At 65.8% G+C, this 23,694-nt stretch carries 25 protein-coding genes; 18 read left to right on the top strand and 7 right to left on the bottom strand.

The genetic code is table 11. From position 1 onward, the window contains the following. The 3 genes from B3E91_RS05175 to B3E91_RS05165 all read left to right on the top strand — a co-directional run. Positions 1-921, top strand: a 921-nt coding sequence (locus B3E91_RS05175) for a phosphoribosylformylglycinamidine synthase subunit PurQ (protein ID WP_287028606.1), incomplete at its 5' end; no start/stop codon positions are given. Positions 922-979: 58 nt separating this feature from the next. Next, positions 980-1,294 carry a YqfO family protein gene (locus tag B3E91_RS05170; RefSeq protein ID WP_287028605.1) on the top strand — a complete coding sequence of 105 codons (315 nt, stop codon included), beginning with the start codon at positions 980-982 and terminating at the stop codon, positions 1,292-1,294. Between the two features lie 72 nt (positions 1,295-1,366). Further along, positions 1,367-2,671 (top strand): sensor domain-containing diguanylate cyclase, encoded by a 1,305-nt coding sequence (locus B3E91_RS05165; RefSeq protein WP_287028604.1) that lies wholly within the window; start codon positions 1,367-1,369, stop codon positions 2,669-2,671. Here the strand turns inward: B3E91_RS05165 and B3E91_RS05160 are convergent. After that, positions 2,668-5,073 carry an EAL domain-containing protein gene (locus B3E91_RS05160; RefSeq protein ID WP_287028603.1) on the bottom strand — a complete coding sequence of 802 codons (2,406 nt, stop codon included), beginning with the start codon at positions 5,071-5,073 and terminating at the stop codon, positions 2,668-2,670. The genes B3E91_RS05165 and B3E91_RS05160 overlap by 4 nt on opposite strands. A gap of 203 nt (positions 5,074-5,276) precedes the next feature. Continuing rightward, entirely contained in the window at positions 5,277-6,905 is a 1,629-nt protein-coding gene (locus B3E91_RS05155; RefSeq protein ID WP_287028602.1) for a methyl-accepting chemotaxis protein, read from the bottom strand. Between the two features lie 199 nt (positions 6,906-7,104). On the opposite strand from B3E91_RS05155, the gene B3E91_RS05150 reads away from it, so the two are divergent. Continuing rightward, complete coding sequence (locus B3E91_RS05150; RefSeq protein ID WP_273232257.1) at positions 7,105-7,458, top strand: helix-turn-helix domain-containing protein; 354 nt, start codon at positions 7,105-7,107, stop codon at positions 7,456-7,458. Positions 7,459-7,470: 12 nt separating this feature from the next. Here B3E91_RS05150 and B3E91_RS05145 read toward each other — a convergent pair whose 3' ends face one another. Then, positions 7,471-7,974 (bottom strand): L,D-transpeptidase family protein, encoded by a 504-nt coding sequence (locus B3E91_RS05145; RefSeq protein ID WP_273232260.1) that lies wholly within the window; start codon positions 7,972-7,974, stop codon positions 7,471-7,473. A gap of 28 nt (positions 7,975-8,002) precedes the next feature. Beyond that, positions 8,003-8,557: an NUDIX hydrolase gene (locus tag B3E91_RS05140; RefSeq protein ID WP_287028601.1), complete on the bottom strand. Its 555-nt coding sequence runs from the start codon at positions 8,555-8,557 to the stop codon at positions 8,003-8,005. Between the two features lie 147 nt (positions 8,558-8,704). On the opposite strand from B3E91_RS05140, the gene B3E91_RS05135 reads away from it, so the two are divergent. Genes B3E91_RS05135 through purT form a run of 4 tightly spaced genes read left to right on the top strand, consistent with a single transcriptional unit; the run spans position 8,705 to position 11,276 of the window. Next, positions 8,705-9,307 carry a CoA pyrophosphatase gene (locus B3E91_RS05135; protein ID WP_090227255.1) on the top strand — a complete coding sequence of 201 codons (603 nt, stop codon included), beginning with the start codon at positions 8,705-8,707 and terminating at the stop codon, positions 9,305-9,307. A 15-nt stretch (positions 9,308-9,322) separates the two neighbouring features. Then, positions 9,323-9,847, top strand: coding sequence for a gamma carbonic anhydrase family protein (locus B3E91_RS05130; protein ID WP_273232265.1), 525 nt, complete (start codon positions 9,323-9,325; stop codon positions 9,845-9,847). Continuing rightward, positions 9,847-10,035: a DUF1289 domain-containing protein gene (locus tag B3E91_RS05125; protein WP_282341300.1), complete on the top strand. Its 189-nt coding sequence runs from the start codon at positions 9,847-9,849 to the stop codon at positions 10,033-10,035. The genes B3E91_RS05130 and B3E91_RS05125 overlap by 1 nt, the downstream gene beginning before the upstream one ends. Positions 10,036-10,094: 59 nt before the next feature. Further along, a complete protein-coding gene (gene purT / locus B3E91_RS05120) occupies positions 10,095-11,276 on the top strand; it encodes a formate-dependent phosphoribosylglycinamide formyltransferase (RefSeq protein WP_287028600.1) in 1,182 nt (393 codons plus the stop codon). Positions 11,277-11,446: 170 nt separating this feature from the next. Here the strand turns inward: purT and B3E91_RS05115 are convergent, their stop codons facing one another. The 3 genes from B3E91_RS05115 to B3E91_RS05105 all read right to left on the bottom strand — a co-directional run bounded on the left by B3E91_RS05115 (position 11,447) and on the right by B3E91_RS05105 (position 15,112). Next, complete coding sequence (locus B3E91_RS05115; protein WP_287028599.1) at positions 11,447-12,763, bottom strand: MFS transporter; 1,317 nt, start codon at positions 12,761-12,763, stop codon at positions 11,447-11,449. A 279-nt stretch (positions 12,764-13,042) separates the two neighbouring features. Continuing rightward, positions 13,043-14,299, bottom strand: coding sequence for an HlyC/CorC family transporter (locus B3E91_RS05110; protein ID WP_287028598.1), 1,257 nt, complete (start codon positions 14,297-14,299; stop codon positions 13,043-13,045). A gap of 12 nt (positions 14,300-14,311) precedes the next feature. Continuing rightward, positions 14,312-15,112 (bottom strand): cytochrome C assembly family protein, encoded by an 801-nt coding sequence (locus B3E91_RS05105; protein ID WP_090227272.1) that lies wholly within the window; start codon positions 15,110-15,112, stop codon positions 14,312-14,314. Between the two features lie 162 nt (positions 15,113-15,274). Between B3E91_RS05105 and B3E91_RS05100 the strand changes: the two genes are divergently transcribed. The 10 genes from B3E91_RS05100 to B3E91_RS05055 all read left to right on the top strand — a co-directional run bounded on the left by B3E91_RS05100 (position 15,275) and on the right by B3E91_RS05055 (position 23,664). After that, entirely contained in the window at positions 15,275-16,117 is an 843-nt protein-coding gene (locus B3E91_RS05100) for a DMT family transporter (protein ID WP_287028597.1), read from the top strand. Between the two features lie 72 nt (positions 16,118-16,189). Further along, complete coding sequence (gene ffh, locus B3E91_RS05095) at positions 16,190-17,566, top strand: signal recognition particle protein (RefSeq protein WP_282341307.1); 1,377 nt, start codon at positions 16,190-16,192, stop codon at positions 17,564-17,566. Positions 17,567-17,786: 220 nt separating this feature from the next. Further along, entirely contained in the window at positions 17,787-18,038 is a 252-nt protein-coding gene (rpsP, locus tag B3E91_RS05090; protein WP_090227279.1) for a 30S ribosomal protein S16, read from the top strand. A gap of 6 nt (positions 18,039-18,044) precedes the next feature. After that, positions 18,045-18,581 (top strand): ribosome maturation factor RimM, encoded by a 537-nt coding sequence (gene rimM, locus B3E91_RS05085; protein WP_287028596.1) that lies wholly within the window; start codon positions 18,045-18,047, stop codon positions 18,579-18,581. A gap of 14 nt (positions 18,582-18,595) precedes the next feature. Beyond that, positions 18,596-19,339 (top strand): tRNA (guanosine(37)-N1)-methyltransferase TrmD, encoded by a 744-nt coding sequence (gene trmD, locus B3E91_RS05080; RefSeq protein WP_090227284.1) that lies wholly within the window; start codon positions 18,596-18,598, stop codon positions 19,337-19,339. Between the two features lie 45 nt (positions 19,340-19,384). Beyond that, positions 19,385-19,735, top strand: a complete 351-nt coding sequence (gene rplS / locus B3E91_RS05075) for a 50S ribosomal protein L19 (RefSeq protein ID WP_090227287.1) — start codon at positions 19,385-19,387, stop codon at positions 19,733-19,735. A gap of 224 nt (positions 19,736-19,959) precedes the next feature. Beyond that, positions 19,960-20,856 carry a site-specific tyrosine recombinase XerD gene (gene xerD, locus B3E91_RS05070; RefSeq protein ID WP_273232286.1) on the top strand — a complete coding sequence of 299 codons (897 nt, stop codon included), beginning with the start codon at positions 19,960-19,962 and terminating at the stop codon, positions 20,854-20,856. Between the two features lie 84 nt (positions 20,857-20,940). Then, the gene (gene dsbC / locus B3E91_RS05065; protein WP_287028595.1) at positions 20,941-21,672 is read left to right on the top strand and encodes a bifunctional protein-disulfide isomerase/oxidoreductase DsbC; all 732 of its coding nucleotides are present in this window, start codon (positions 20,941-20,943) and stop codon (positions 21,670-21,672) included. Between the two features lie 73 nt (positions 21,673-21,745). After that, complete coding sequence (locus B3E91_RS05060; protein ID WP_273232290.1) at positions 21,746-22,219, top strand: GFA family protein; 474 nt, start codon at positions 21,746-21,748, stop codon at positions 22,217-22,219. Between the two features lie 140 nt (positions 22,220-22,359). Then, the gene (locus B3E91_RS05055; protein ID WP_287028594.1) at positions 22,360-23,664 is read left to right on the top strand and encodes a homoserine dehydrogenase; all 1,305 of its coding nucleotides are present in this window, start codon (positions 22,360-22,362) and stop codon (positions 23,662-23,664) included. Positions 23,665-23,694: the final 30 nt, after the last annotated feature.

Genomic DNA, 23,694 nt, shown 5'->3' with positions numbered 1-23,694 from the left:
TACCGCATCCAGCGCCTGCGCGACAACGCCGACTGCGCCGAGCAGGAGTTCGACAGCCTGCTCGAGGAGGAGAACCCCGGCCTCTCGGTGAAGCTCGCCTTCGACGTCAACGACGACATCGCCGCGCCTTACATCAAGAAGGGCGTGCGGCCGAAAGTGGCGGTGCTGCGCGAGCAGGGCGTCAACGGCCAGGTGGAAATGGCCGCGGCGTTCGACCGTGCCGGCTTCGCCGCCCTCGACGTGCACATGAGCGACATCCTCACCGGCCGCGTCGACCTCGACGAATTCAAGGGGCTGGTGGCCTGCGGCGGCTTCTCCTACGGCGACGTCCTCGGCGCCGGCGAGGGCTGGGCCAAGTCGGTGCTGTTCAACAACCGGGCGCGCGACGCCTTCCAGGGCTTCTTCGAGCGCAAGGACAGCTTCGCCCTGGGCGTCTGCAACGGCTGCCAGATGATGTCGAACCTGCATGAGCTGATCCCCGGCACCGAGTTCTGGCCGCACTTCGTGCGCAACCGCTCGGAGCAGTTCGAGGCGCGTGTGGCGATGGTGCAGATCCAGGAGTCGGCGTCGATCCTGCTGCGCGGCATGGCCGGTTCGCGGATGCCCATCGCCATCGCCCATGGCGAAGGTCATGCGGAGTTCGAGAGCGAGGAAGCGCTGCTCGAGGCCGACCTGTCCGGCTGCGTGTCGATGCGTTTCGTCGACAACCACGGCAAGGTCACCGAGCGCTATCCGGCCAACCCGAATGGCTCGCCGCGCGGGATCACCGGCCTGACCAGCCGCGACGGCCGCGTCACCATCCTCATGCCGCACCCGGAGCGGGTGTTCCGTGCCGTGCAGAACTCCTGGCGCCCTGACGACTGGCAGGAAGACGGCGGCTGGCTGCGCCTGTTCCGCAACGCGCGGGTCTGGGTCGACTGACACCGCAGGGAGTACCGCGTACTCCCTGCGTTCCACCACGGCGACGACGGTATCCGGCATGTACAAGCTGTGCTTTTACGTTCCAGACACTCACCTGGAGAGCGTCAAACAGGCGGTTTTCCAGGCCGGCGGTGGACGTATCGGCGATTACGACCAGTGCTGCTGGCAGGTGCTCGGCGAGGGGCAGTTCCGCGCCTTGCCGGGCAGCGCTCCGTTCATCGGCGAGGTCGACCGGCTCCAGCGGCTCCCCGAATGGAAGGTCGAACTGGTGGTGGCCGATGTCTCGATCCGCGCCGTGGTCGACGCGCTGAGAAGGGCGCATCCCTACGAAACGCCGGCGTTCGATGTCTGGCGCCTGGAAACCCTGGATTAGACGCCCTGACGTCGGACCTGCATGCCGTGATGGCATAATGGCCACCTCAGCATTCGCGTGTCGGTAGTTACGATGCCCCAACTGCTCAGCCCCAGCGAAGCTCGCGCCGAGATCCGCCGTCTGCGCGAGATGATCGCCCACAACACGGACTGGCTCTGGGAAGTCGACGCCCAGGGTCGCTACACCTTCAGCTCAGAACATTGCCGCACGCTGCTCGGCTACACGCCGGAGCAGATGCTCGGGCGCACGCCCTTCGATTTCATGCCGCCCGACGAAGCGGCGCGGGTCGGCCAGATGTTCCTCGAAATCGTTGCCGAGCGGCGGCCGTTCTCAGGCCTGGTGAACCGCAACCTATGCGCCGATGGCAGCATGGTGGTGCTGGAAACCAGCGGCATTCCGCTGTTCGACGAGCACGGCGAGTTCCGCGGCTACCGTGGCATCGACCGCGACATCACCCAGGGCATCGGCCTGCTCGGCCAGCGCAGCGTGCAGCTGGAGGCGCTGTATGCCGCGGCGCCGGTCGCGCTCGGGCTGATCGACCGGCAAGCCCATGTGGTGATCGCCAACCGTGCGCTGGCCGCGCTGCTGGGCGATTCGCTGAATCGGCTGGTGGGCCGGCCGATCGCCGATTTCCTCCCGGAAGATCAGCTGGATGTAGCGCGCTGCTTCGTTCGCCTGGATGCCGGCGAGACGCTGGCGGACCTCGAGCTGGACTGGCGCGAGCGTCATCATCAGGTCGGCCTGCAGGGCGTGCGCGACCCGGCGGGGCAGGTGATCGGCCTGACCCTGGCGCTCACCGACGTCACCGAGCAGTACCGGATGCGCGAGCAGCTGGCGGCGGCCAACGCGCGGCTGAGCGAGGTCGCCGAGAAGGATTATCTGACCGGGCTGCCCAACCGCCGTCGCTTCGACGAGGCGCTGACGCAGGAGATCGCCCGCGCGCGCCGCGCCGGCCTGCCGTTGTCGCTGCTGATGCTCGATGTCGACCTGTTCAAGCCGTTCAACGACCACTACGGCCATCCGGCCGGGGACGAATGCCTGCGTCGGCTGGCCGAGCTGTTTCGCCAGGTGGTGCGTCCGGGCGATCTGGTCTGCCGGTACGGCGGCGAGGAATTCAGCGTGATCCTGCCGGGCACCCTGGCCGAGGAAGCGCGGCGGGTCGCCGAGCGCTTGCGCGAGCGGGTCGAGCAGGCCGAGCTGGAGCACGCCTACGCACCGCTTGGCCGGGTCACCGTGAGCCTCGGCGGCGCCTGCCTGCCGACAGGTGGGGAGTGGCCCGCGGCGGCGCTTACCGATGCCGCCGACCGCGCGCTCTACGCGGCGAAGGAGGGCGGACGCAACCGGGTGTGCATCGCCGCCTGCACAGGCGACGACTAGGCCCGGCGTTCGGCCAACCAGATTTCCAGCTGCGCGGCGGGCAGCGGGCAGGAGAACAGATAGCCCTGGGCGACGTGGTAGCCCTGCTGCCTGAGGATCTCGTACTGGCTGACGCTCTCGATGCCTTCGGCGACCACCGTCAGCTCCAGACTCTGGCCGATGTTGATCACCGCATCGCTGAGGGCACGGCTGGACGCGTCGTTGTCGAGGTCGTCGACGAAGCTCTTGTCCAACTTCAATTCGCTGATCGGCAGCCGGCGCAGGTAGCTCAGGCTGGAATAGCCGGTGCCGAAGTCGTCCATCGCCAGACGCACGCCGAGGCTGTAGATATCGTCGAGGGTCTGCAGAATGCCCGGGTTCACGTCCACCAGCACGCCCTCGGTGATCTCCACGGTGAGATCGCGCGGCGCCAGCCCGTGCCGGCGCAGCGCATCGGCGATGGTCTGCGGCAGGGTCAGGTTGTGGAAGTTGGTCGGTGACAGATTCACCGCGATCGACGGAATCGACAGTCCCTTGTCGCGCCAGTCGGCCAGCTGGCGGCAGGCCTCGTTCAGCGCCCAATCGCCCAGCGCATCGATTAGCCCGCATTCTTCTGCCAGCGGAATGAAGTGCGCCGGCGATACCTCGCCGAGCTGCGGATGGCGCCAGCGTGCCAGCGCTTCGACGCCATGCAGGGTGCCATCGGCGAAGTTCACCTGCGGCTGATAATGCAGGTGCAGCTCGCCGGCCAGCAGCGCGGCCTTCAGCGCCGCTTCCAGCGCCATGCGTTCCTGGGCGAGGCGGTTCATCTCGTGGCTGAAGAAGCTGAAACAGCCGCGCCCGGCCGCTTTCGCGTGGCCCATGGCGAGGTCGGCATGCTGCAGCAACTGCTCCATGTCGCGGCCGTCCTCGGGATACAGGGCGATGCCGATGCTCGCCGAGGGGGTCAGGCTGCCGCCGCCGACCAGGCAGGGCTCGGCGAGGCGTTGCTGCAGGTCCTCGGCCAGGTCGGTGGCTTGCGCGCCGTCGTGGAAAGGGCAGACCAGGACGAATTCGTCGCCGGACAGGCGACCGACGATATCGCCGCTGCGGCGTTCCTGCTTCAGGCGCTCGGCGATGATCCGCAGCAGCTCGTCGCCGCAGGGGTGGCCGAGGCTGTCGTTGATCTGCTTGAAGCGATCCAGGTCGATGAACAGCACCGCCAGCGACCCGCGTGCCTGCGCGACGTCATCGATGGCGTGTTCGGCCTTGGCTTGCAGCAGGCTGCGATTCGGCAGGCCGGTGAGGCTGTCGTAGGAGGTGATCTGGCGGATTCGCGAGCGGGTTTCCTCGCGTTCCAGGGCCAGCGCGCAGAGGTGCGTGCTGACCTCCACCAGACGCCGGTGCAGCGCGCTCGGCTCGCGGGATTCGCGGTAGTAGAAGGCGAAGGTGCCGATCACCCGGTCGTCGCTGGACATGATCGGCGTCGACCAGCAGGCGCGTAGCCCCGCCGGCACCATATGCCGGTAGTCGGCCCACAACGGATCGCTGCCGATGTCCCTCACCAGTACGGGCTGGCGGCGAAACGCTGCGGTCCCGCAGGACCCGGCGAACGGCCCTATGGCGGCGCCTTCCAGTGCCTGCGAGTAGGCGGCGGGCAGGCTTGGCGCGGCCAGCGGGTGCAGCTTGCCGTGCTCGTCGACCTGCTGGATCGAGGCGACCACCTGCGGCGCGATGTGCTCCACCTCGCGGCAGACCAGCGCCATCAACTCGCCCAGCGGCATCTCGCGGACCATCGCCTCGAGCACCTGATGCTGCAGCACCTGGTGGATCTTCGAGTCGGTGATGTCGGTCAGCAGGCTCACGCTGTTGATCAGCCGGCCGTTCTCATCGAACACCGGGTTGCTGGTCACGCTGCACCAGATGCGCTGGCCGTGGCGGTCGTGCACCAATTCCTCGGCGTGATAGGACAGCCCGCTGGAAAGGCGCTCGCGCAGTGCCTCGATCATCGTCTGCAACTGGTGCGTAGCGATCAGCGGTGCCGGCGTGCGGCCGAGGCTTTCCGCCTGCGAATAGCCGAACAGGGTGCTGAAGCCGTTGTTCACGTAAAGGATGCGCCACTGGCCGTCGGTGATGATCACCGCGCTGTCGGTGCGGTCGGCGGCGAGCGAAAGCAGGTGGGTACGCTCGACCTCGCGGCGCTGTTCGGTGATGTCCCTGATGAAGGCGGTGTAGAGCACGTTCTCGGCGATCTCGAGGCGGGCGCAGTTCATCGATCCCCAACGCCGGCTGCCGTCGTGGCGTTCGATCAGTACGTCCTGGGTGAGTGGCGCGGAACCCTCCGCGCGGCGTTGCAACAGGTGCGGCAGCAGGCCGCTCACCGGCCGCCCGAGCACCGTCTCGCGCGGCCGGCCCCAGAGCTGCTCGGCGGCGGCGTTGAACATTTACGATGCACCCTTCGGCGTCGACGGTGAGCACCGCGTCGGGACTGCGTTCGAGGGTCTGGGTGCGAATTTCCGCAAGGTGCCGGTCAGTCATCGCGGCTCTCGTCGTCGTGCGGAACCTCGGTCATGGCGTGCCTCTGGGGCGCGCGTTCTTCCAGGCTTCCGCGCAGGATTAGCAAGGATAGACGGCGACGGCCTACCGGTCAGGTTTTGAAGTGCAGGACCATTCCATTGAGTTCCACGGCCAGGCGCGACAGTTCGTGGCTCGCCGCGGCGGTCTGGTTGGCGCCGGCCGAGGCCTGGGTGGAGAGGTCGCGGATGTTCACCAGATTGCGGTCGACTTCGCGGGCGACCTGCGCCTGCTGCTCGGCAGCGCTGGCGATCACCAGGTTGCGCTCGGTGATCTGGTTCACCGCGGCGAAGATCTCCTCCAGCGTGCGGCTGGTCGCCTGAGTGTTGTGCAGGGTCGAATGGGCGCGCTTGCTGTTCTGCTCCATCGAATTCACCGCGGTATCGGTATTCGCCTGGATGCCGCCGATCATCTCCTCGATCTCGCGGGTCGACTGCTGGGTGCGGTGGGCGAGGCCGCGCACCTCGTCGGCGACCACCGCGAAACCGCGCCCGGCCTCGCCCGCGCGGGCGGCCTCGATGGCGGCGTTGAGCGCCAGCAGGTTGGTTTGCTCGGAAATCGCGCGGATCACCTCGAGCACCTTGCCGATGTGCCGGGTCTGTTCGGACAGCTCGCGGATCAGCTGCGAAGTCGCCTGCACGTCCTGCGACATGCCGTTGATCTCGTCGATGGTGCACTGCACCTGGTCGCGGCTATGCCGGGCCAACTGGTTCGAGGCATTCGTCGCCTCCGAGGTGGAGACCGCGTTGCGCGCGACTTCCTCCACCGCGGTGGTCATCTGGTTGACCGCGGTGGCCGCCTGCTCCAGCTCCTGATGCTGCTGGTGCAGGCCTCGATTGCTTTCCTCGGTCACCGCGCTGAGCTCTTCCGCCGCCGAGGCCAACTGGTTGGCCGAACTGGTGATCTGACCGATGGTTTCGCGCTGGCTGTGCTGCATGTGTTGCAGCGAGCGGAACAGCACGCCGATCTCGTTGCTCGAGCCGGTAGCGATGTGGGTGGTCAGGTCACCGGCGGCGATGTGCTCGAAATGCCGGCTGGCTTCGCGCAGCGGCTGGAGAATCTGCCGGGCGATGAACAGCCAGCAGCCGATGGCGAGCAGCAGGCCCAGACCGATCAGTGCGATGGCCTGGATGCGTGCGACTTCGTAGCGCCCGCTGGCGGTCTGCATGATGTCTGCGGTGCGTTTGCCGACGTGTTCGCTGAAGGTCGAGATCGCCTTGTCGAACGCGCCGTTCGCCGCGCGCGCCTTGAGGTTGACCTCGACGTAGCGCGTCGCCGAGCCGCCGTTGAGCGCCTCGAGCTGTTCATCCAGAGCGGCGCTGTAGGTGCCGAAGCTCTGCTCGATGGCCCGGGCCAGTTGTTCGCCTTTAGGGCTCTTTTCCATGCCGATGAACTGGCCGAAGGCTTCGCGCGCCTTGGCTGACAGGCTCTTGGTCAGTTCCAGGCTCTGTTTCGCTCTGTCGGTTTCGCCCGCCTGCATTTCCAGGAAGGCGCCCGCCATCGCCAGGCGGGTGCGCAGGAAGTCGACGTAGGTCGCGTCGATCAGGCCGAGCTGACGGATGCCGACGTCTTCCAGCTCCTGGATCTGCCGGCTGCTGTTGCGCGCATCGTTCCAGGCGGTGGCGGTGGAAACCAGCAGTGCGGTGAGCAGGGCCGCGAGTACCAGCAGCATGCCCGTGCGGACTTTCAGATTGTTCAGCATGCGATTCCTCCCTGAATGTGCCATTTAGTTGGCATCCGTTTTCTGCCGCCATACGACCATTCTTTAAATCACCGTCGAGAAAAGTCAATCTTTGATGACGCAATACGTCATTTTTTAATGCCTTCCACGTCATTCGCTTGAACCCCTGGCGCCTTGAAAATGTCCGGTTAATAGGGACTGATGCGTCGAGGTGGCAAATTTGAAAGACAAGGGAATCGCATCGGAAGTGGGCGCGGCCATCGCGGCGCTGCGCAAGCAGCAGCGCCTGACGCAGGCCCAGGTCGCTGAGTCGATCAACGTGGAGAAGGAGACGGTCAGTCGCATCGAAACCGGGGTGATTTCCCCGAGTCTGGCGCGCCTTCGGCAGATTGCCGACGTGCTCGGCTGTACGCCGGCGGACCTGTTCCGCCCCGGCTCGCCGGATGCGCTGGATCAGGCGCACAAGATCGTCGAGCTGCTGCAGGGGCTGAACGAAAACGAGCGGGCGATGGTGGTGAGGGTGGTGGGCGAGGTGGCCGGGGCGCTCAGGCAGCGCCCGTGCAATGAGGCCTGAGCGGAGCGTGGCTCAGGGGCGGATTTCGATCAGCGTGCCGTCCTTGACCAGGGTCCAGATCTCGCGCATGTCGTCGTTGGTCAGGGCGATGCAGCCCTCGGTCCAGTCGAGGCTGTTGAAGTACCACTCGGGGTATTCGTCGTCGATCGGCGTTCCGTGCAGCATGATCATGCCGCCGGGTTCGACCTTGAGCTCGGAGGCGCGGTCCTTGTCGCGGGCGTTGGGGTAGGAGATGTGCATCGCCAGGTTGTAGCGGTCGCTGGGCTTGCGCCAGTCGATCCAGTAGAAGCCTTCCGGGGTGCGCTTGTCGCCTTCCTGGATCTTCGGGCCGGTGGGTTTCTTGCCCAGCGAGATGCGATAGGACTTGAGGGTCTCGCCTTTGCTGATCAGGTGCAGCCGGTGTTCGGACTTGAGCACCAGCACCTTGTCCACCTGCTTGCCGTCCAGCGTCGAGGTGACGTTGCCCAGGGCGAGGGTGGCGAAGGACAGACAGACAACGGTGAGCAACCAGCGCATCGACGACGAGACCTAGAGAAAGGGGTATTCAAGCTTTTCGGAAGCGCGCCAGCAAGGGTTCCAGCGGCTCGCTGCGTACCGGGAACAGGGCGTTCGGGCGGTCCGCAAAGAACCATTCTAAGGTACGCCCGATGGTCGGGAAAGCCAGCTCCGACCAGGGGATTTCCGCTTCGTGGAAGAGTTTGACCTCGAGGCTTTCGTCGCCGGCGGCAAAATCCAGATCGACCAGTTCCGCGCGGAACAGCATATACACCTGGCTGATGTGCGGCAGGTCGAACACGGTATAGAGCTGCAGGCCGCTGACCCGCGCGCAGGCTTCCTCCAGGGTTTCCCGGGAGGCTGCCTGTTCGGTGGTTTCGCCGTTCTCCATGAAGCCCGCCGGCAATGTCCAGAAGCCACGGCGCGGCTCGATCGCGCGACGGCAGAGGAGCACCTGTTCGCCCCACACCGGCAGGCAGCCGGCGACGATTCGCGGGTTCTGGTAATGCACGAGCTGGCATTGGTCGCAGACGATACGTGGGCGGTTGTCGCCGGCGGGAATCCGCTCGCTGACCGTACCGCCGCACTGGTTGCAGAATTTCATCCGGTCTCCGGCGTGTTGTTGTGGTGATGCATGGCATCAGGCCCGGAGGGAAAAAGCAACGCCCGCCCGGCGTGGCGTCGCCCGGGTCTTGGGCCGATGCGACAGTTCGTGCCATGATGCCGTCAAACGAAAAAACCGAGAGTGCCCATGCAGGACGAACTGCTCCAGAAGGTAAGGAGCTATACCCCGCTTATTCTGCCCCCTGAGCAGAATTTCCCCGAAGCGGCGGTATTGCTGCCGATCACCCGCAGCGACGAGCCCGAACTGGTGCTCACCTTGCGCGCCAGCGGGTTGTCCACCCACGGCGGCGAAGTCGCCTTTCCCGGCGGTCGTCGCGACCCCGAGGACCAAGACCTGGTCGCCACGGCGCTGCGCGAGGCCGAGGAGGAAATCGGCCTGCCGCCGGGCCTGGTGGAGGTCGTCGGCCCGCTGAGCACGCTGGTCTCGCGCCACCGCATCAAAGTCACGCCGTACGTCGCGGTGGTTCCGGATTACGTCGAGTACGTCGCCAACGACGGCGAGATCGCCGCCGTGTTCAGCGTGCCGCTGAGCTTCTTCCGCGAAGACCCGCGCGAGTTCACCCACCGCATCGACTACCTCGGGCAAAGCTGGTACGTGCCCAGTTATCGCTTCGGCGAGTTCCGCATCTGGGGGCTCACCGCGATCATGATCGTCGAGCTGATGAACCTCCTGTACGACGCCGGTATCGACCTGCACGAGCCACCGGATACCTTCCTCACCCTGCGCTGAGCCTGGAGAACAATAATGAAGTACCGCCTGGGAGATTCCCGCGTCGACGCTCACCCGCAAAGCTGGGTCGCGCCGAACGCCACGCTGATCGGCAAGGTCCGCCTGGATGCCGGCGCCAGCGTCTGGTTCGGCGCCGTGCTGCGCGGCGACAACGAGCTGATCCATATCGGCGAGAACAGCAACGTGCAGGACGGCACCGTGATGCACACCGATGCCGGCGTGCCGCTGAACATCGGCAAGGGCGTCACCATCGGCCACAACGCCATGCTGCACGGCTGCACGGTCGGCGATTTCAGCCTGATCGGCATCAACGCGGTGCTGCTCAACGGCGCCAGGATCGGCCGTCACTGCATCATCGGCGCCAACGCGCTGATCCCCGAGGGCAAGGAAATCCCCGACGGCTCGCTGGTCATGGGCTCGCCCGGCAAGGTGGTGCGCGAGCTCAGCGAGCAGCAGATGAAGATGCTCGAAGCCAGCGCCGCGCACTACGTGCACAACGCCCAGCGCTACGCGCGCGACCTGGTCGAGCAGGACGACTGATGCAGGAGCGTCCGCTGAAGTCGCCCTGCGTGAACATCTGCGCGCTCGACGAAGACGACCTCTGCAGCGGCTGCCAGCGCTCGGCGGCGGAAATCACCCGCTGGTCGCGGATGGACAACGACGAGCGCCGCCAGGTGCTCGCCCGCACCGTCGAACGCGCACGAGCCAAAGGCCTGCTGATCTCGTAAAATCCGCCTCCTTTTTTTCACTCCACGCGCCGCTGGCGCCTGCCTGCAAGGAAATCGACATGCCCCGTCTCGGAACTCCGCTCTCGCCGAGCGCCACCCGCGTCCTGCTCTGTGGCTCCGGCGAGCTCGGCAAGGAAGTCGCCATCGAACTGCAGCGTCTGGGCGTCGAGGTGATTGCCGTCGACCGTTACGCCAACGCCCCGGCGATGCAGGTCGCGCATCGCAGCCACGTCATCGACATGCTCGACGGCGCGGCCCTGCGCGCGCTGATCGAGCAGGAGAAGCCGCACTACATCGTTCCCGAGATCGAAGCCATCGCCACCGCGACCCTGGTCGAGTTGGAGGCCGAGGGCTTCACCGTGATCCCCACCGCGCGCGCCGCGCAGCTGACCATGAACCGCGAAGGCATCCGTCGCCTGGCCGCCGAGGAACTTGGCCTGCCGACCTCGCCGTACCGTTTCGCCGACAGTTTCGAGGAATTCCGTGATGCCACCGTGGCGCTCGGCTTCCCGTGCCTGATCAAGCCGATCATGAGTTCCTCGGGCAAGGGCCAGAGCGTGCTGAAAAGCGCCGATGACCTGCAGACCGCCTGGGACTACGCCCAGGCCGGCGGCCGCGCCGGCAAGGGGCGGGTGATCGTCGAGGGTTTCATCGATTTCGACTACGAGATCACCCTGCTCACCGTGCGTCACGCCAATGGCGTGACCTTCTGCGACCCCGTCGGTCATCGCCAGGCCAAGGGCGACTACCAGGAGTCCTGGCAGCCCCAGGCGATGAGCGAGACCGCGCGCGCCGAAGCCGAGCGTATCGCCCTGGTGGTGACCGGCTCGCTGGGCGGCCGTGGGCTGTTCGGTGTCGAGCTGTTCGTGAAAGGTGACATGGTCTGGTTCTGCGAGATTTCCCCGCGCCCGCACGACACCGGCCTGGTCACGCTGATCTCCCAGGACCTCTCCGAATTCGCCCTGCATGCGCGGGCGATCCTCGGCCTACCGATCCCGGCGATCCGCCAGTTCGGTCCGTCCGCCTCGGCGGTGATCCTGGTGGCCGGCGAGTCGCGCGAGATGAGCTTCGGCAACCTCGGCGCCGCGCTGAGCGAGCCGGACACCGCGTTGCGCCTGTTCGGCAAGCCGGAAGTCTCCGGCCAGCGCCGCCTCGGCGTGGCGCTGGCGCGCGACGAGTCGATCGAGGCCGCCCGCGCCAAGGCGACCCGCGTCGCGCAGGCGGTCGACGTCACGCTCTGAGTCGACCGGCCACCAAAAAAAGCCGGCGCTTTTGGCGCCGGCTTTTTCATATTCGTCAGTGGGGCGACTGCGGGCCAAGGCCTCGACACCTCGTAGGGTGGGCTTCAGCCCACCACCTCCGACGAACTGGATCACCCTGTCGGTGGGCTGAAGCCCACCCTACGCGACCGCTACAGATCCGTTTCGCGCGTTTCGCGCATCAGCAGCACCGCCAGCAGGCTCAGCCCGGCTGCCACCGAAACGTAGCCGCCGACCCAACCCAGCCCGCCGGCCGCCACCAGTTTCTGCGCCACGTAGGGGGCCAGCGAGGCGCCGAGGATGCCGCCCAGGTTGTACGCCGCCGAGGCGCCGGTATAGCGCACGCGGGTCGGGAAGAGTTCCGGCAGCAGTGCGCCCATCGGGGCGAAGGTGACGCCCATCAGGAACAGCTCCAGCGACAGGAAGATCGCTACGTCCACCACCGAGCCGCTGCTCAGCAACGGTTGCATGGTGAAGCCGGACGCCACTGCGGCCAGGCAGCCGACAATCAGCACCGGGCGGCGCCCGAAGCGGTCACAGGCGAGCGCCGATACCGGCGTGGCGGCGCCCATGAACAGCACGGCGAAGCACAGCAGGCCGAGGAATTCCTCGCGGGTGAAACCCAGCGAGCTGACGCCGTAGCTCAGCGAGAACACCGCCGAGATGTAGAACAGCGCATAGCACACCACCATCGCCAGCGAGCCGAGCACCACGTTGCGCCAGTGCCGGGAAAACATCTCGGCGATCGGCAGGCGTGCGCGATCGTGCTGCTGCAGCGCCTTGGCGAACACCGGGGTTTCGTGAAGCTTGAGGCGCACATACAGGCCGACGATCACCAGCAGCGCGCTGAAGAGGAACGGGATACGCCAGCCCCAGGCGCGGAACTGCTCTTCGCTGAGGGTCATCGCCAGGGTCAGGAACAGCCCGTTGGCGGCGAGGAAGCCGATCGACGGGCCCATCTGCGGGAACATGCCGAACCAGGCGCGGCGGTGCTTGGGTGCATTCTCCGTGGCCAGCAGTGCGGCGCCGCCCCATTCGCCGCCCAGGCCGAGGCCCTGGCCGAAACGCAACATGCAGAGCAGGATCGGCGCCCAGGCACCGATGGCGTCGTAGCCTGGCAACAGGCCGATCAGCGTGGTGGACAGGCCCATCAGCAGCAGAGACGCGACCAGCGTCGACTTGCGCCCGATGCGGTCGCCGAAGTGGCCGAACAGCGCCGAGCCCAGCGGCCGGGCGAGGAAGGCGATGCCGAAGGTAATGAAGGCGGAGAGCGCCTGGGCGGTGCCGGAGGTCTGCGGGAAGAACACCGGGCCGATCACCAACGCGGCAGCGGTGGCGTAGATGTAGAAATCGTAGAACTCGATGGCGGTGCCGATGAGGCTGGCGACGGCGACGCGCGCGGTCGAGTTGGCCTGCACGGGGGCGTCGGCATCGGCCTCGCGCGCAGCGGTATAGGTGGCGGTATTCATGCACGGATCCCGTTATTGTCTGGCCGGCCTTGGCGGTGGCCGGTTGGCTTTCGTCGTGCCGCATGGGAAGCGGGCGCCCGGGTCGGGCGAGGAGGGCGCCGTCGCGGCGGGGTTGGCGCGGCAGCGAGAACTTCGGTGCACCGGCGGACCGGGCGGGAAGCGGCAGTGGCGGGCCTGCGTCGGCATCGCGGATGGCAAGCGGACGAAGGCAGGGGGCTGGGTAAGCTGAGGGCGATTATACGGGGAGCGAAGGGGCGGCGGGCAACCCCTCCGATCGTCTCAGCCCTGGTCCGGGCGCGGCGCGAGCCAGACCCGCACGCGGGTCGCGCGGTTTTCCGCGGCCTGCAGGATCTCCAGGCGATAGCGACCGATCTTCAGGCACACGCCGCTGTCGGGGATGCCTTCCAGCGCCTCGGTGATCAGGCCGTTCAGCGTGCGCGGGCCTTCCACCGGCAGTTGCCAGCCGAGGGCACGGTTGATGTCGCGGACGTGGGCCGCGCCGTCGATCACCTGGGTGCCGTCCGGCTGGGTCTGGATGTCGGCATCCTGGCTGTCGTCGCTGCTGTGGAACTGCCCGACGATCTCTTCCAGCAGGTCTTCCAGTGCGCAGATGCCGAGCACTTCGCCGTACTCGTCGACGACGATGCCGATGCGCCGCTTGTGCTTCTGGAAGTTCATCAGCTGCACCGACAGCGGGGTGTTCTCCGGCACGAAGTACGGCTCGTGGCACACGCCGCGCAGGGCGTCCTTGGTCAACTGGTCGCGCGTCAGCAGGCGGGCGATCCGGCGCATGTGCAGGATGCCTTCGATCTGGTTGATGTCGCCGCGGAACACCGGCAGACGGGTGTGCGAAGTGCTGCGCAACTGGGCGACGATCCGCTCGATGTCGTCGTTCAGGTCGATCCCCTCGACCTCGTTGCGCGGAATCATGATGTCGTCGACGGTCATCTTGTCGAGGATGCCAAGCAGCAGGTGCTGGCGCTGCTCCGGTAGCACCTCGTCGATTTCCTCGGGCGGACTTTCTTCGCCGGACAGGTTCTCGCCCTGTGGCGGTGGCCGGATGCCAACCAGCCGCAGCAGCGCGCCGGCGATGCGGTCGAGCAGCCAGAAGGGCGGGTAGAGCAGCTTGACGGCAATCTTCAGCGGCCCGGCGCAGGCGAATGCCAGTGCCTGCGGATGGCGTGCCGCGATGCTGCGCGGCAGCAGCGTGGCGACGATCAGCCAGGCGATCAGCAGGGCGGCCACGGCGCCGAACAGGCCGGGTTCGCCGCGCAGGCGCAGACCGAGCAGCCCGGCCACCGCCGCGCCGAACATAAGCGCCAGGCTGTTGCCGAGCAGCAGGCTGCCGAACAGGCGTTGCGGACGTTTGAGCAGGGCGTTGATGCGCTTGGCGCCGAGCGAGCCCTGGCTGGCCAGCTCGCGCAGTTGCTGTCGGTCGAGCCCGAGGACGGCGCTCTTGCTCGCCGAGAAGAACGCCGAGGCCAGCGCGAGAAAAACCAGCAGGCCAATCAGCGAGCCTTGATCGAGAGTGTCCACGGCAACCTAGGGTCAGATGTGCAGGATGAATTCGCGGACCAGCTTGCTGCCGAAGTAGGCCAGCATCAGCAGGCAGAAACCCGCCAGGGTCCAGCGGATCGCCTTGTGCCCGCGCCAGCCGAGCTGGTGGCGGCCCCAGAGCAGCACGCCGAAGACCACCCAGGCCAGGCACGAGAGCAGGGTCTTGTGCACCAGATGCTGGGCGAACAGGTCCTCGAAGAACAGCCAGCCGGAGAACAGCGACAGCGAGAGCAGGATCCAGCCCGCCCAGAGAAAGCCGAACAGCAGGCTTTCCATGGTTTGCAACGGGGGGAAGTTCTTGATCAGTCCGGACGGGTGCTTGTGTTTCAGCTGGTGGTCCTGGAGCAGCAGCAGCAGCGCCTGCAACACGGCGATGGTGAGCAGGCCGTAGGCGACGATGGACAGCAGGATATGCGCGAGAATTCCCGGCTCCTCGTCGATCGGCTGCACCGTACCGGCCGGCATCAGCTGCGCCAGCATGGCGGTCAGCGCGCCCAGCGGCATCAGCAGCAACAGCAGGTTCTCCACCGGAATGCGCAGGCAGGCGAGCAGGGTAATGAGGATCACCGCGAAGGCGATCAGGCTGGACGCATTGAAGAAGTCCAGCGCCAGGCCCTGGGTCGCGTGCAGCTGCATGAACAGGCTGCCGCCATGGAAGAACAGCGCGAGCGCGCCGAATACGCCGATCAGCAGCTTGTTCGGCTTGACGCGCTGGCGAACGCGCAGGCCTTGGTAAGCGGTGACACCAAGATAGAGGAGGGCGGCGGCGAGGCTGGGCAGCAGAGGGTGCATAGATCCTTGAGGCATGGGCCCGAAAGGGCGTGAGTGTGGCATACAAGCAGGCGTCCACGAAAGTATCGCCCCGGCCGGGAGGCGCTCCGCCACGGGGTCGGCGCTCGTTTCGCGGGCGGCGATCGGCTGTTGCTATGCTGGGGCGCCGATCAGGAGTCCGTGATGTCCGCAAGCGTTGTATTGATGGTGCTGTTCGCCGCGCTGCTGCATGCCGGCTGGAACACGGCGGTGAAGTCCGGTCACGACAAGTCGCTGAATGCCGTTCTGGTCAGTGCCGGCGCCGGCGCCATTGCGGCGGTCGGGCTGTGCTTCGTCGAGGCGCCCTCGCCGGCGAGCTGGCCGTACCTGGCGTGCTCGGTCTGTGCGCAGGTCATCTACTACCGGCTGGTCGCGGCGGCCTATCGCCACGGTGACCTGAGCCAGGCCTATCCGCTGATGCGCGGCACTGCGCCGCTGCTGGTGGCCCTGGCGAGCGCACCGCTGCTTGGCGAATCGCTGTCGCTCACCGGCTGGGGTGGTGTGCTGCTGATCTGCTCGGGTGTCCTCGGCCTGGCGGTGGATGCCTGGTTGCGTGATGGCGTGAGCGCGAGAGCCACCGGGCTGGCGCTGCTGAATGCCTGCGTGATCGCCAGCTACACGCTGATCGATGGCGTGGGCGTTCGTCTGTCGCAGGCGCCGGTCGGTTACACGCTGTGGATCTTCTTCCTGACCGCCATTCCGCTGCTCGGCTGGACGCTGTTTCGCCGGCCGCGCGAGCTGCTGCGCTACGCCCGGTCGCGGCCGGCGTTGCCGCTGGTGGGCGGCAGCGGCACCCTCGGCTCCTATGGCATCGCGCTGTATGCGATGACGCTGGCACCGGTGGCGAGCGTCGCCGCCTTGCGGGAAACCTCGATCCTGTTCGCCACGCTGCTCTCGGTGCTGCTGCTCGGCGAACGCATCGGCCCGCGACGCGGCGTGGCGACGGCCTTCATCGCGGCGGGCGCGATGGTGATCCGTCTGGCCTGAGAAGCCATTCGCCAATGCTGTTGATATACTCCCCGGCCTTGCCGCCAGCCCGCATTTTTCAAAGGAACGCGCATGTTCGAAAACTTGACCGACCGTTTGTCCCAGACGCTTCGCCATGTCACCGGCAAGGCCAAGCTGACCGAGGACAACATCAAGGACACCCTGCGCGAAGTGCGCATGGCGCTGCTCGAGGCCGACGTCGCACTGCCGGTGGTCAAGGACTTCGTCAACAAGGTCAAGGACCGCGCGGTCGGTACCGAGGTGTCGAAGAGCCTGACGCCGGGCCAGGCGTTCGTGAAGGTGGTGCGCGCCGAGCTGGAAGAGCTGATGGGTGCGGCCAACGAGGACCTGGTCCTCAACGTCACGCCGCCCGCGGTGGTGCTGATGGCGGGTCTGCAGGGCGCGGGCAAGACCACCACCGTCGGCAAGCTGGCGCGCTTCCTCAAGGAGCGCAAGAAGAAGTCCGTGATGGTGGTGTCGGTCGACGTCTACCGCCCGGCGGCGATCAAGCAGCTGGAAACCCTGGCGGGGGAAGTCGGCGTCACCTTCTTCCCGTCCGACATCGGCCAGCAGCCGGTGGCGATCGCCGAAGCGGCGATCCGCGAAGCCAAATTGAAATTCATCGACGTGGTGCTGGTGGATACCGCCGGCCGACTGCACGTCGATGCCGAGATGATGGCCGAGATCCAGGCCGTGCACGCGGCGGTGAAACCGGCCGAGACGCTGTTCGTGGTCGATGCCATGACTGGCCAGGACGCCGCCAACACCGCCAAGGCCTTTGGCGAGGCGCTGCCGCTCACCGGCGTGGTGCTGACCAAGGTCGACGGCGACGCCCGCGGCGGTGCGGCGCTGTCCGTGCGCCACGTGACCGGCAAGCCGATCAAGTTCCTCGGCATGGGCGAGAAGAGCGATGCACTCGAGCCGTTCCACCCGGACCGTATCGCCTCGCGCATCCTCGGCATGGGCGATGTGCTCAGCCTGATCGAACAGGCCGAGCAGACCCTGGATCGCGAGAAGGCCGAGAAACTCACCAAGAAACTGAAGAAGGGCAAGGGCTTCGACCTCGAAGACTTCCGCGACCAGTTGCAACAGATGAAGAATATGGGCGGCCTCGGCGGCCTGATGGACAAGCTTCCGCAGATGGGCGGGGTAAACCTGGCGCAGATGGGCAACGCCCAGGGCGCGGCAGAGAAGCAGTTCAAGCAGATGGAAGCGATCATCAACTCGATGACCCCGCACGAGCGCCGCGATCCTGACATCATCAGCGGCTCGCGCAAGCGCCGCATCGCCATGGGTTCGGGAACCCAGGTGCAGGACATCGGCCGGCTGATCAAGCAGCACAAGCAGATGCAGAAGATGATGAAGAAATTCACCGCCAAGGGTGGCATGGCCAAGATGATGCGCGGGATGGGCGGCATGCTCCCCGGCGGCGGCATGCCCAAGCTCTGAGAGACTGCCCGCGATGACCCGCTTGGGAAATCACGAGCGGGTCTCGAGGTGGCGAGTCGGGTGGCGTGAGCGATTCGCGCCGTCCGGCCGGTACAGTCGCCCATTTTGAAAAAGCCATTTGCAAATATCCGGATAATCCTTAGAATATGCGGCCTTTCGGGCCCCTATGGCCCATTGCTTGTTTTGATTTGCAAAGCACCGACTACAGGAACGAAGTTCAATGGTAACCATCCGTCTTGCCCGTGGCGGCTCCAAGAAGCGCCCCTTCTACCACCTGACCGTGACCAACAGCCGCAATGCGCGCGACGGTCGCTTCGTCGAGCGTATCGGCTTCTTCAACCCGGTCGCTTCCGGCGCTGAAGTCAAGCTGTCGGTCGATCAGGAACGCGCCAGCTACTGGCTGAGCCAGGGCGCACAGCCGTCCGAGCGCGTTGCACAACTGCTCAAGGAAGCTGCCAAGGCTGCGGCCTAAGCATCCATGAGTACGTTGCCGGCGCCCGCCGAGGATCTGATCCTTCTCGGCAAGATTTTCTCGGTGCACGGCATTCGCGGCGAAGTGAAGGTGTATTCCTTTACCGACCCGGTCGACAACGTGCTGGACTATCGCCGTTGGACGCTCAGGCGTGACAACGAGGTCAAGCAGGTTGAGCTGATTGGCGGACGGCCACAGGGCAAGTTCCTGGTGGCGAAGCTGAAGGGGCTCGATGATCGCGATGTCGCTCTGACCTTCGCGGGCTTCGAAATCTGCGTTCCCCGCAGCGAGTTGCCGGCACTCGGCACCGACGAGTACTACTGGCACCAACTGGAAGGCTTGAGGGTCATCGATCAGCTCGGACAGCTGTTCGGCGTGATCGACCACTTGCTGGAGACCGGTGCCAACGACGTGATGGTGGTCAAGCCCTGCACCGGCAGCCTCGATGATCGCGAACGCCTGCTGCCCTATACGGAGCAGTGCGTGCAGTCGATCGATCTGGCCGCCGGAGAGATGCGGGTCGACTGGGATGCGGACTTCTGATTTGCGTGAATGCCATGCGGGTTGAAGTCATCAGCATTTTCCCGGAGATGTTTTCCGCCATCAGCGGATACGGCATCACCAGCCGTGCGGTGAAACAGGGTCTGCTCGCGCTGACCTGCTGGAACCCGCGGAGCTTCACCGAAGATCGCCACCAGACGGTGGACGACCGACCCTTCGGTGGAGGCCCCGGCATGGTGATGAAGATCGAGCCTCTGGAGCGGGCGCTGGCAGCTGCCAGGCAGGCCGCCGGAGAGCGGGCGAAGGTGATCTACCTGTCGCCCCAGGGTCGCCAGCTGAAACAGGCGGCCGTACAGCAACTGGCGCAGGAGGAGTCGTTGATCCTCATCGCCGGACGCTACGAAGGTATCGACGAACGCTTCATCGAAGCGCACGTGGATGAAGAATGGTCGATTGGCGATTACGTATTGTCCGGCGGTGAGCTGCCGGCGATGGTGCTGATCGATGCGGTTACCCGCTTGTTGCCCGGTGCATTGGGGCATGCGGATTCCGCCGAGGAGGACTCGTTCACCGACGGCCTGCTCGATTGTCCGCACTACACTCGACCCGAAGTGTATGCGGATAAAAGTGTTCCGCAGGTGCTGCTCAGCGGCAACCACGAACACATCCGGCGTTGGCGTTTGCAGCAGGCCCTGGGGCGAACCTACGAACGACGTGCCGATCTTCTGGATAGCCGCTCGCTTTCTGGAGAAGAGCAAAAGCTGTTGGCGGAATACCTTCGCCAGCGGGACGATAGTTAACGTATCGATGGCAGGCCCAGAGGGTTTGTCTTAGGAGCGCACGACATGACCAACAAGATCATCCAGCAGATCGAAGCCGAACAGATGGGCAAAGAAATTCCGCCCTTCGCCCCGGGGGACACCGTTATCGTTCAAGTCAAGGTGAAGGAAGGCGACCGTCAGCGTCTGCAGGCCTTCGAAGGCGTAGTGATCGGCAAGCGTAACCGCGGCCTGAACAGCGCGTTCACCGTTCGTAAAATCTCCAACGGCGTTGGCGTCGAGCGTACTTTCCAGACCTACTCGCCGCTGGTCGACAGCCTGAGCGTGAAGCGTCGTGGTGACGTTCGCAAAGCCAAGCTGTACTACCTCCGCGAACTGTCCGGCAAGGCAGCGCGCATCAAGGAAAAACTGGTTTAAGACCGGTCACCTTGACGAAAAAAGCAGCCCACGGGCTGCTTTTTTATTGCCTGCGATTCGTCCTCGGGCGAAAGCCCTTTTTGCCGCGAGCCGCGATCATCCGCGTCTTCGGCCTCCCGCCGTGCAAGCGCGGCCCCATTCCGCCGCCGAGCGATCCTGCCCCGTGCTTTGCGTCGGCCCGCCGCTGTGAAAGACTGCCGGTCCGTTCCCGTCGTGTTCGCCCCATGCCCGCCAAAGACCATCCGCTGATCGACCGTTTCCTCGATGCCTTGTGGCTGGAGAAAGGCCTGTCGCCGCATACCCGTTCGGCGTACCTCAGCGATCTGGCGCATTTCAACGGCTGGCTCGATGAGCGCGGTGTCGAGCTGCAGCATGCCGGCCGCGAGGCGGTTCTCGATCATCTGGCCTGGCGCCTGGGCGAGGGCTACAAAGCGCGCTCGACGGCACGCTTTCTCTCCAGCGCGCGGGGGTTCTACCGCTACCTGTTACGCGAGGGGTTGATCGACAGCGACCCGACCCTGCTGGTGGAGCTTCCGCAGCTGGGCCGGCCGCTGCCCAAGTCGCTGTCCGAAGCGGACGTCGAGGCGCTGCTGGCGGCACCGGACCTGGAAACGCCGATCGGCCTGCGCGACCGCGCCATGCTCGAGGTGCTCTATGCCTGCGGCTTGCGTGTCAGCGAGCTGATCGGTCTGACGCTGGAACAGGTCAACCTGCGCCAGGGCGTGGTGCGGGTGTTCGGCAAGGGCAGCAAGGAACGCCTGGTGCCGCTGGGAGAGGAGGCGATGCTGTGGATCGAGCGCTACGTGCGCGAGGCGCGCGGGGCGCTGCTCGATGGCCGGCCGAGCGATGTGCTGTTTCCCAGTTCGCGCGGCGAACAGATGACCCGGCAGACCTTCTGGCACCGGATCAAGCTGCAGGCGAAAGTCGCCGGAATCGCCAAATCGCTGTCGCCGCACACCTTACGGCACGCCTTCGCCACCCATCTGCTGAACCACGGCGCCGATCTTCGGGTGGTGCAGATGCTGCTTGGTCACAGCGATCTTTCCACCACGCAGATCTACACCCACATCGCCCGTGCGCGCCTCCAGGAGCTGCACGCCCAGCACCACCCCCGCGGCTGACGGCCGGCGTCTCTCCCGGCAAACGGCGAAGGAAGGCGCCGGCGTGCCTGTGGTAGTCTTTTCGCACCCATTTAGGAGTGTTCCATGCGCAGTATTCGTTTTCTCATCGGGGCCTGTTTCGCCCTCGTCATCGGTGCCGTACACGCGGACGATGCGGAAAAAACCATTCGCCAGTCCCTCGGCGGCCTGGGTCAGGATCTGCCGATCGAGAGCATCGCCAAGAGCCCGCTCAACGGTTTGTATGAAGTCCAGCTCAAGGGCGGTCGCGTGCTCTACGCCAGCGCCGACGGCAAGTACCTGATGCAGGGTTACCTCTATCAGATGCAGGCCGGCGCCGATCCGGTCAACCTGACCGAGCAGGCCGAGAGCCGTGGCATTGCCAAGGTGATCGCGGCGGTGCCGCTGGAACAGATGGTGGTCTACCCGGCCAAGGGCGAGACCAAGGGCCACATCACGGTGTTCACCGACACCACCTGCCCGTATTGCCACAAGCTGCACGGCGAAGTGGCCGAGCTGAACCGCCAGGGCATCGAGGTGCGCTACCTGGCGTTCCCGCGGCAGGGCCTGGATTCTGCCGGCGACCAGCAACTGCAGGCGGTCTGGTGCTCCAGCGATCGTCGTACGGCAATGGATCAGATGGTCAGCGGCAAGAAGGTCAGCGCCGCCAAATGCGCCAACCCGGTGGCCGAGCAGTTCGCCCTCGGTCAGTCGATCGGGGTCAATGGCACGCCGGCCATCGTGCTCGGCAACGGTCAGCTGATCCCCGGCTATCAGCCGGCGCCCGAGCTGATCAAGCAGGCGCTCGCGGCCCAGTGAGGGCTGACGGACGGCGCGAGCGATAGCGGTCCAGTCGGGTCACATGCAGACATGACCCGACCTGGAGCGAGCGATGAAACTCGAAGGTTCCTGCCATTGCGGCAGCGTGCGTTTTTCCGTCGAATCGGCACAACCCTATCCCTTCATGCGCTGCTACTGCTCGATCTGTCGCAAGACGGCGGGCGGGGGCGGCTTCGCCATCAACCTCGGCGCCGACAACCGCACGCTGGAGGTCCAGGGCAGGCAGCACCTCGGCGTCTATCGGGCGAAGATGGGTGATGGCCAGGTGAGTTCCGGCGAGCGCAATTTCTGCCGTGAATGCGGCAGCGCGCTCTGGCTCTGGGACCCGAGCTGGCCGGACCTGATCCACCCTCACGCCTCGGCCATCGACACCGAGCTGCCGGTGCCGCCGCAGCACACCCACCTGATGCTCGGCTCGAAGGCCAGCTGGGTCGAGGTGCAGCAGGGTGCCGACGACAGGCTGTACGACGAGTACCCCGAGGAATCCCTCGCGCAGTGGCACGAGCGGCTCGGTCTGACCCGATAGTCTCCTTTCGCCCCCGCGCCACGCCGGCAGCGGTTTTCCGCTCGCCGGGCGCGATTGACTAAAGCCCCCCCGGTTTCTAAAGTGCGACTCTTTTTATGCGCCCGTCAGCCGGGCGCGGTCGCGGTAATGGGGAGTACAGCGTGAAACCGGTGAAAGTGGGAATCTGTGGGCTGGGGACCGTCGGCGGCGGCACCTTCAACGTACTCAAACGCAATGCCGATGAGATTTCCCGCCGTGCCGGGCGTGGAATCGAAGTCGCCCAGATTGCCGCGCGTCGCCCCAACCCGAAAGTCGATACCGGTAGCACCCCCATTACCGCCGATATCTTCGAGGTCGCCAGCAACCCGGACATCGACATCGTCATCGAACTGATCGGCGGCTACACGCTGGCGCGCGACCTGGTGATTAAGGCCATCGAGAACGGCAAGCACGTGATCACCGCGAACAAGGCGCTGATCGCCGTGCACGGCAACGAACTCTTCGCCAAGGCGCGCGAGAAGGGCGTGATCATCGCCTTCGAAGCGGCGGTGGCCGGTGGCATTCCAGTGATCAAGGCGATCCGCGAGGGCCTCGCCGGCAACCAGATCAACTGGCTCGCCGGGATCATCAACGGCACCGGAAACTTCATCCTCAGCGAGATGCGCGAGAAGGGGCGCACCTTCGAGGACGTGCTCCAGGAAGCCCAGGCGCTGGGTTACGCCGAAGCCGACCCGACTTTCGACGTCGAGGGCATCGACGCCGCGCACAAGCTGACCATCCTCGCGTCGATCGCCTTCGGCATCCCGCTGCAGTTCGACAAGGCCTACACCGAAGGCATCACCAGGCTGACCACGGCCGACGTCAACTATGCCGAAGCGCTGGGCTATCGCATCAAGCACCTCGGCGTGGCGCGTCGCACCGCGGCCGGCATCGAGCTGCGCGTGCACCCGACGCTGATCCCGGCCGATCGCCTGATCGCCAACGTCAACGGCGTGATGAACGCGGTGATGGTCAACGGCGATGCCGTCGGCAGCACCCTTTATTACGGTGCCGGCGCCGGGATGGAGCCGACCGCTTCGGCGGTGGTGGCCGATGTCGTCGACGTGGTTCGCGCGCTGACCACCGACCCGCACAACCGCGTGCCGCACCTGGCCTTCCAGCCGGATTCGCTGTCCGATCACCCGATCCTGCCGATCGCCGAATGCGAGAGCGCCTACTACCTGCGCATCCAGGCGAAGGACCTGCCCGGCGTGCTGGCGCAGGTGGCGAGCATCCTCTCCGATCGCGGCATCAACATCGAATCGATCATGCAGAAGGAAGCCGAGGAGCAGGACGGCCTGGTGCCGATGATCCTGGTGACCCACCGCGTGCAGGAAGCGCGTATCGACGATGCCATCACCGCCCTCGAGGCGCTGGAAGGCGTTTCCGGCGACGTCGTACGGATTCGCGTCGAGCAACTGAATTAATCCAGCCACGCGCCCGGGGCCAGACGCACC

It is taken from the genome of Pseudomonas sp. UBA6310 (genome assembly GCF_002438225.1).
In the GTDB taxonomy this organism is placed as follows: Bacteria; Pseudomonadota; Gammaproteobacteria; order Pseudomonadales; family Pseudomonadaceae; genus Pseudomonas_O; species Pseudomonas_O kuykendallii.
Note: the sequence above shows the minus strand (reverse complement) of the source record. Positions and strands in the feature narration are given on the sequence as shown.

What these genes read in the sequence shown, in the direction of transcription:
- xerD (WP_273232286.1), top strand. Translation starts at nt 19,960, where the DNA reads ATGCCCGCCAAAGACCATCCGCTGATCGACCGTTTCCTCGATGCCTTG.
- B3E91_RS05130 (WP_273232265.1), top strand. Translation starts at nt 9,323, where the DNA reads ATGAAGTACCGCCTGGGAGATTCCCGCGTCGACGCTCACCCGCAAAGC.
- rplS (WP_090227287.1), top strand. Translation starts at nt 19,385, where the DNA reads ATGACCAACAAGATCATCCAGCAGATCGAAGCCGAACAGATGGGCAAA.
- rpsP (WP_090227279.1), top strand. Translation starts at nt 17,787, where the DNA reads ATGGTAACCATCCGTCTTGCCCGTGGCGGCTCCAAGAAGCGCCCCTTC.
- B3E91_RS05115 (WP_287028599.1), bottom strand. Translation starts at nt 12,763, where the DNA reads ATGAATACCGCCACCTATACCGCTGCGCGCGAGGCCGATGCCGACGCC.
- trmD (WP_090227284.1), top strand. Translation starts at nt 18,596, where the DNA reads ATGCGGGTTGAAGTCATCAGCATTTTCCCGGAGATGTTTTCCGCCATC.
- B3E91_RS05160 (WP_287028603.1), bottom strand. Translation starts at nt 5,073, where the DNA reads ATGTTCAACGCCGCCGCCGAGCAGCTCTGGGGCCGGCCGCGCGAGACG.
- B3E91_RS05135 (WP_090227255.1), top strand. Translation starts at nt 8,705, where the DNA reads ATGCAGGACGAACTGCTCCAGAAGGTAAGGAGCTATACCCCGCTTATT.
- B3E91_RS05105 (WP_090227272.1), bottom strand. Translation starts at nt 15,112, where the DNA reads ATGCACCCTCTGCTGCCCAGCCTCGCCGCCGCCCTCCTCTATCTTGGT.
- dsbC (WP_287028595.1), top strand. Translation starts at nt 20,941, where the DNA reads ATGCGCAGTATTCGTTTTCTCATCGGGGCCTGTTTCGCCCTCGTCATC.
- B3E91_RS05100 (WP_287028597.1), top strand. Translation starts at nt 15,275, where the DNA reads ATGTCCGCAAGCGTTGTATTGATGGTGCTGTTCGCCGCGCTGCTGCAT.
- rimM (WP_287028596.1), top strand. Translation starts at nt 18,045, where the DNA reads ATGAGTACGTTGCCGGCGCCCGCCGAGGATCTGATCCTTCTCGGCAAG.
- B3E91_RS05155 (WP_287028602.1), bottom strand. Translation starts at nt 6,905, where the DNA reads ATGCTGAACAATCTGAAAGTCCGCACGGGCATGCTGCTGGTACTCGCG.
- B3E91_RS05060 (WP_273232290.1), top strand. Translation starts at nt 21,746, where the DNA reads ATGAAACTCGAAGGTTCCTGCCATTGCGGCAGCGTGCGTTTTTCCGTC.
- B3E91_RS05140 (WP_287028601.1), bottom strand. Translation starts at nt 8,557, where the DNA reads ATGAAATTCTGCAACCAGTGCGGCGGTACGGTCAGCGAGCGGATTCCC.
- B3E91_RS05165 (WP_287028604.1), top strand. Translation starts at nt 1,367, where the DNA reads ATGCCCCAACTGCTCAGCCCCAGCGAAGCTCGCGCCGAGATCCGCCGT.
- ffh (WP_282341307.1), top strand. Translation starts at nt 16,190, where the DNA reads ATGTTCGAAAACTTGACCGACCGTTTGTCCCAGACGCTTCGCCATGTC.
- B3E91_RS05145 (WP_273232260.1), bottom strand. Translation starts at nt 7,974, where the DNA reads ATGCGCTGGTTGCTCACCGTTGTCTGTCTGTCCTTCGCCACCCTCGCC.
- purT (WP_287028600.1), top strand. Translation starts at nt 10,095, where the DNA reads ATGCCCCGTCTCGGAACTCCGCTCTCGCCGAGCGCCACCCGCGTCCTG.
- B3E91_RS05125 (WP_282341300.1), top strand. Translation starts at nt 9,847, where the DNA reads ATGCAGGAGCGTCCGCTGAAGTCGCCCTGCGTGAACATCTGCGCGCTC.
- B3E91_RS05170 (WP_287028605.1), top strand. Translation starts at nt 980, where the DNA reads ATGTACAAGCTGTGCTTTTACGTTCCAGACACTCACCTGGAGAGCGTC.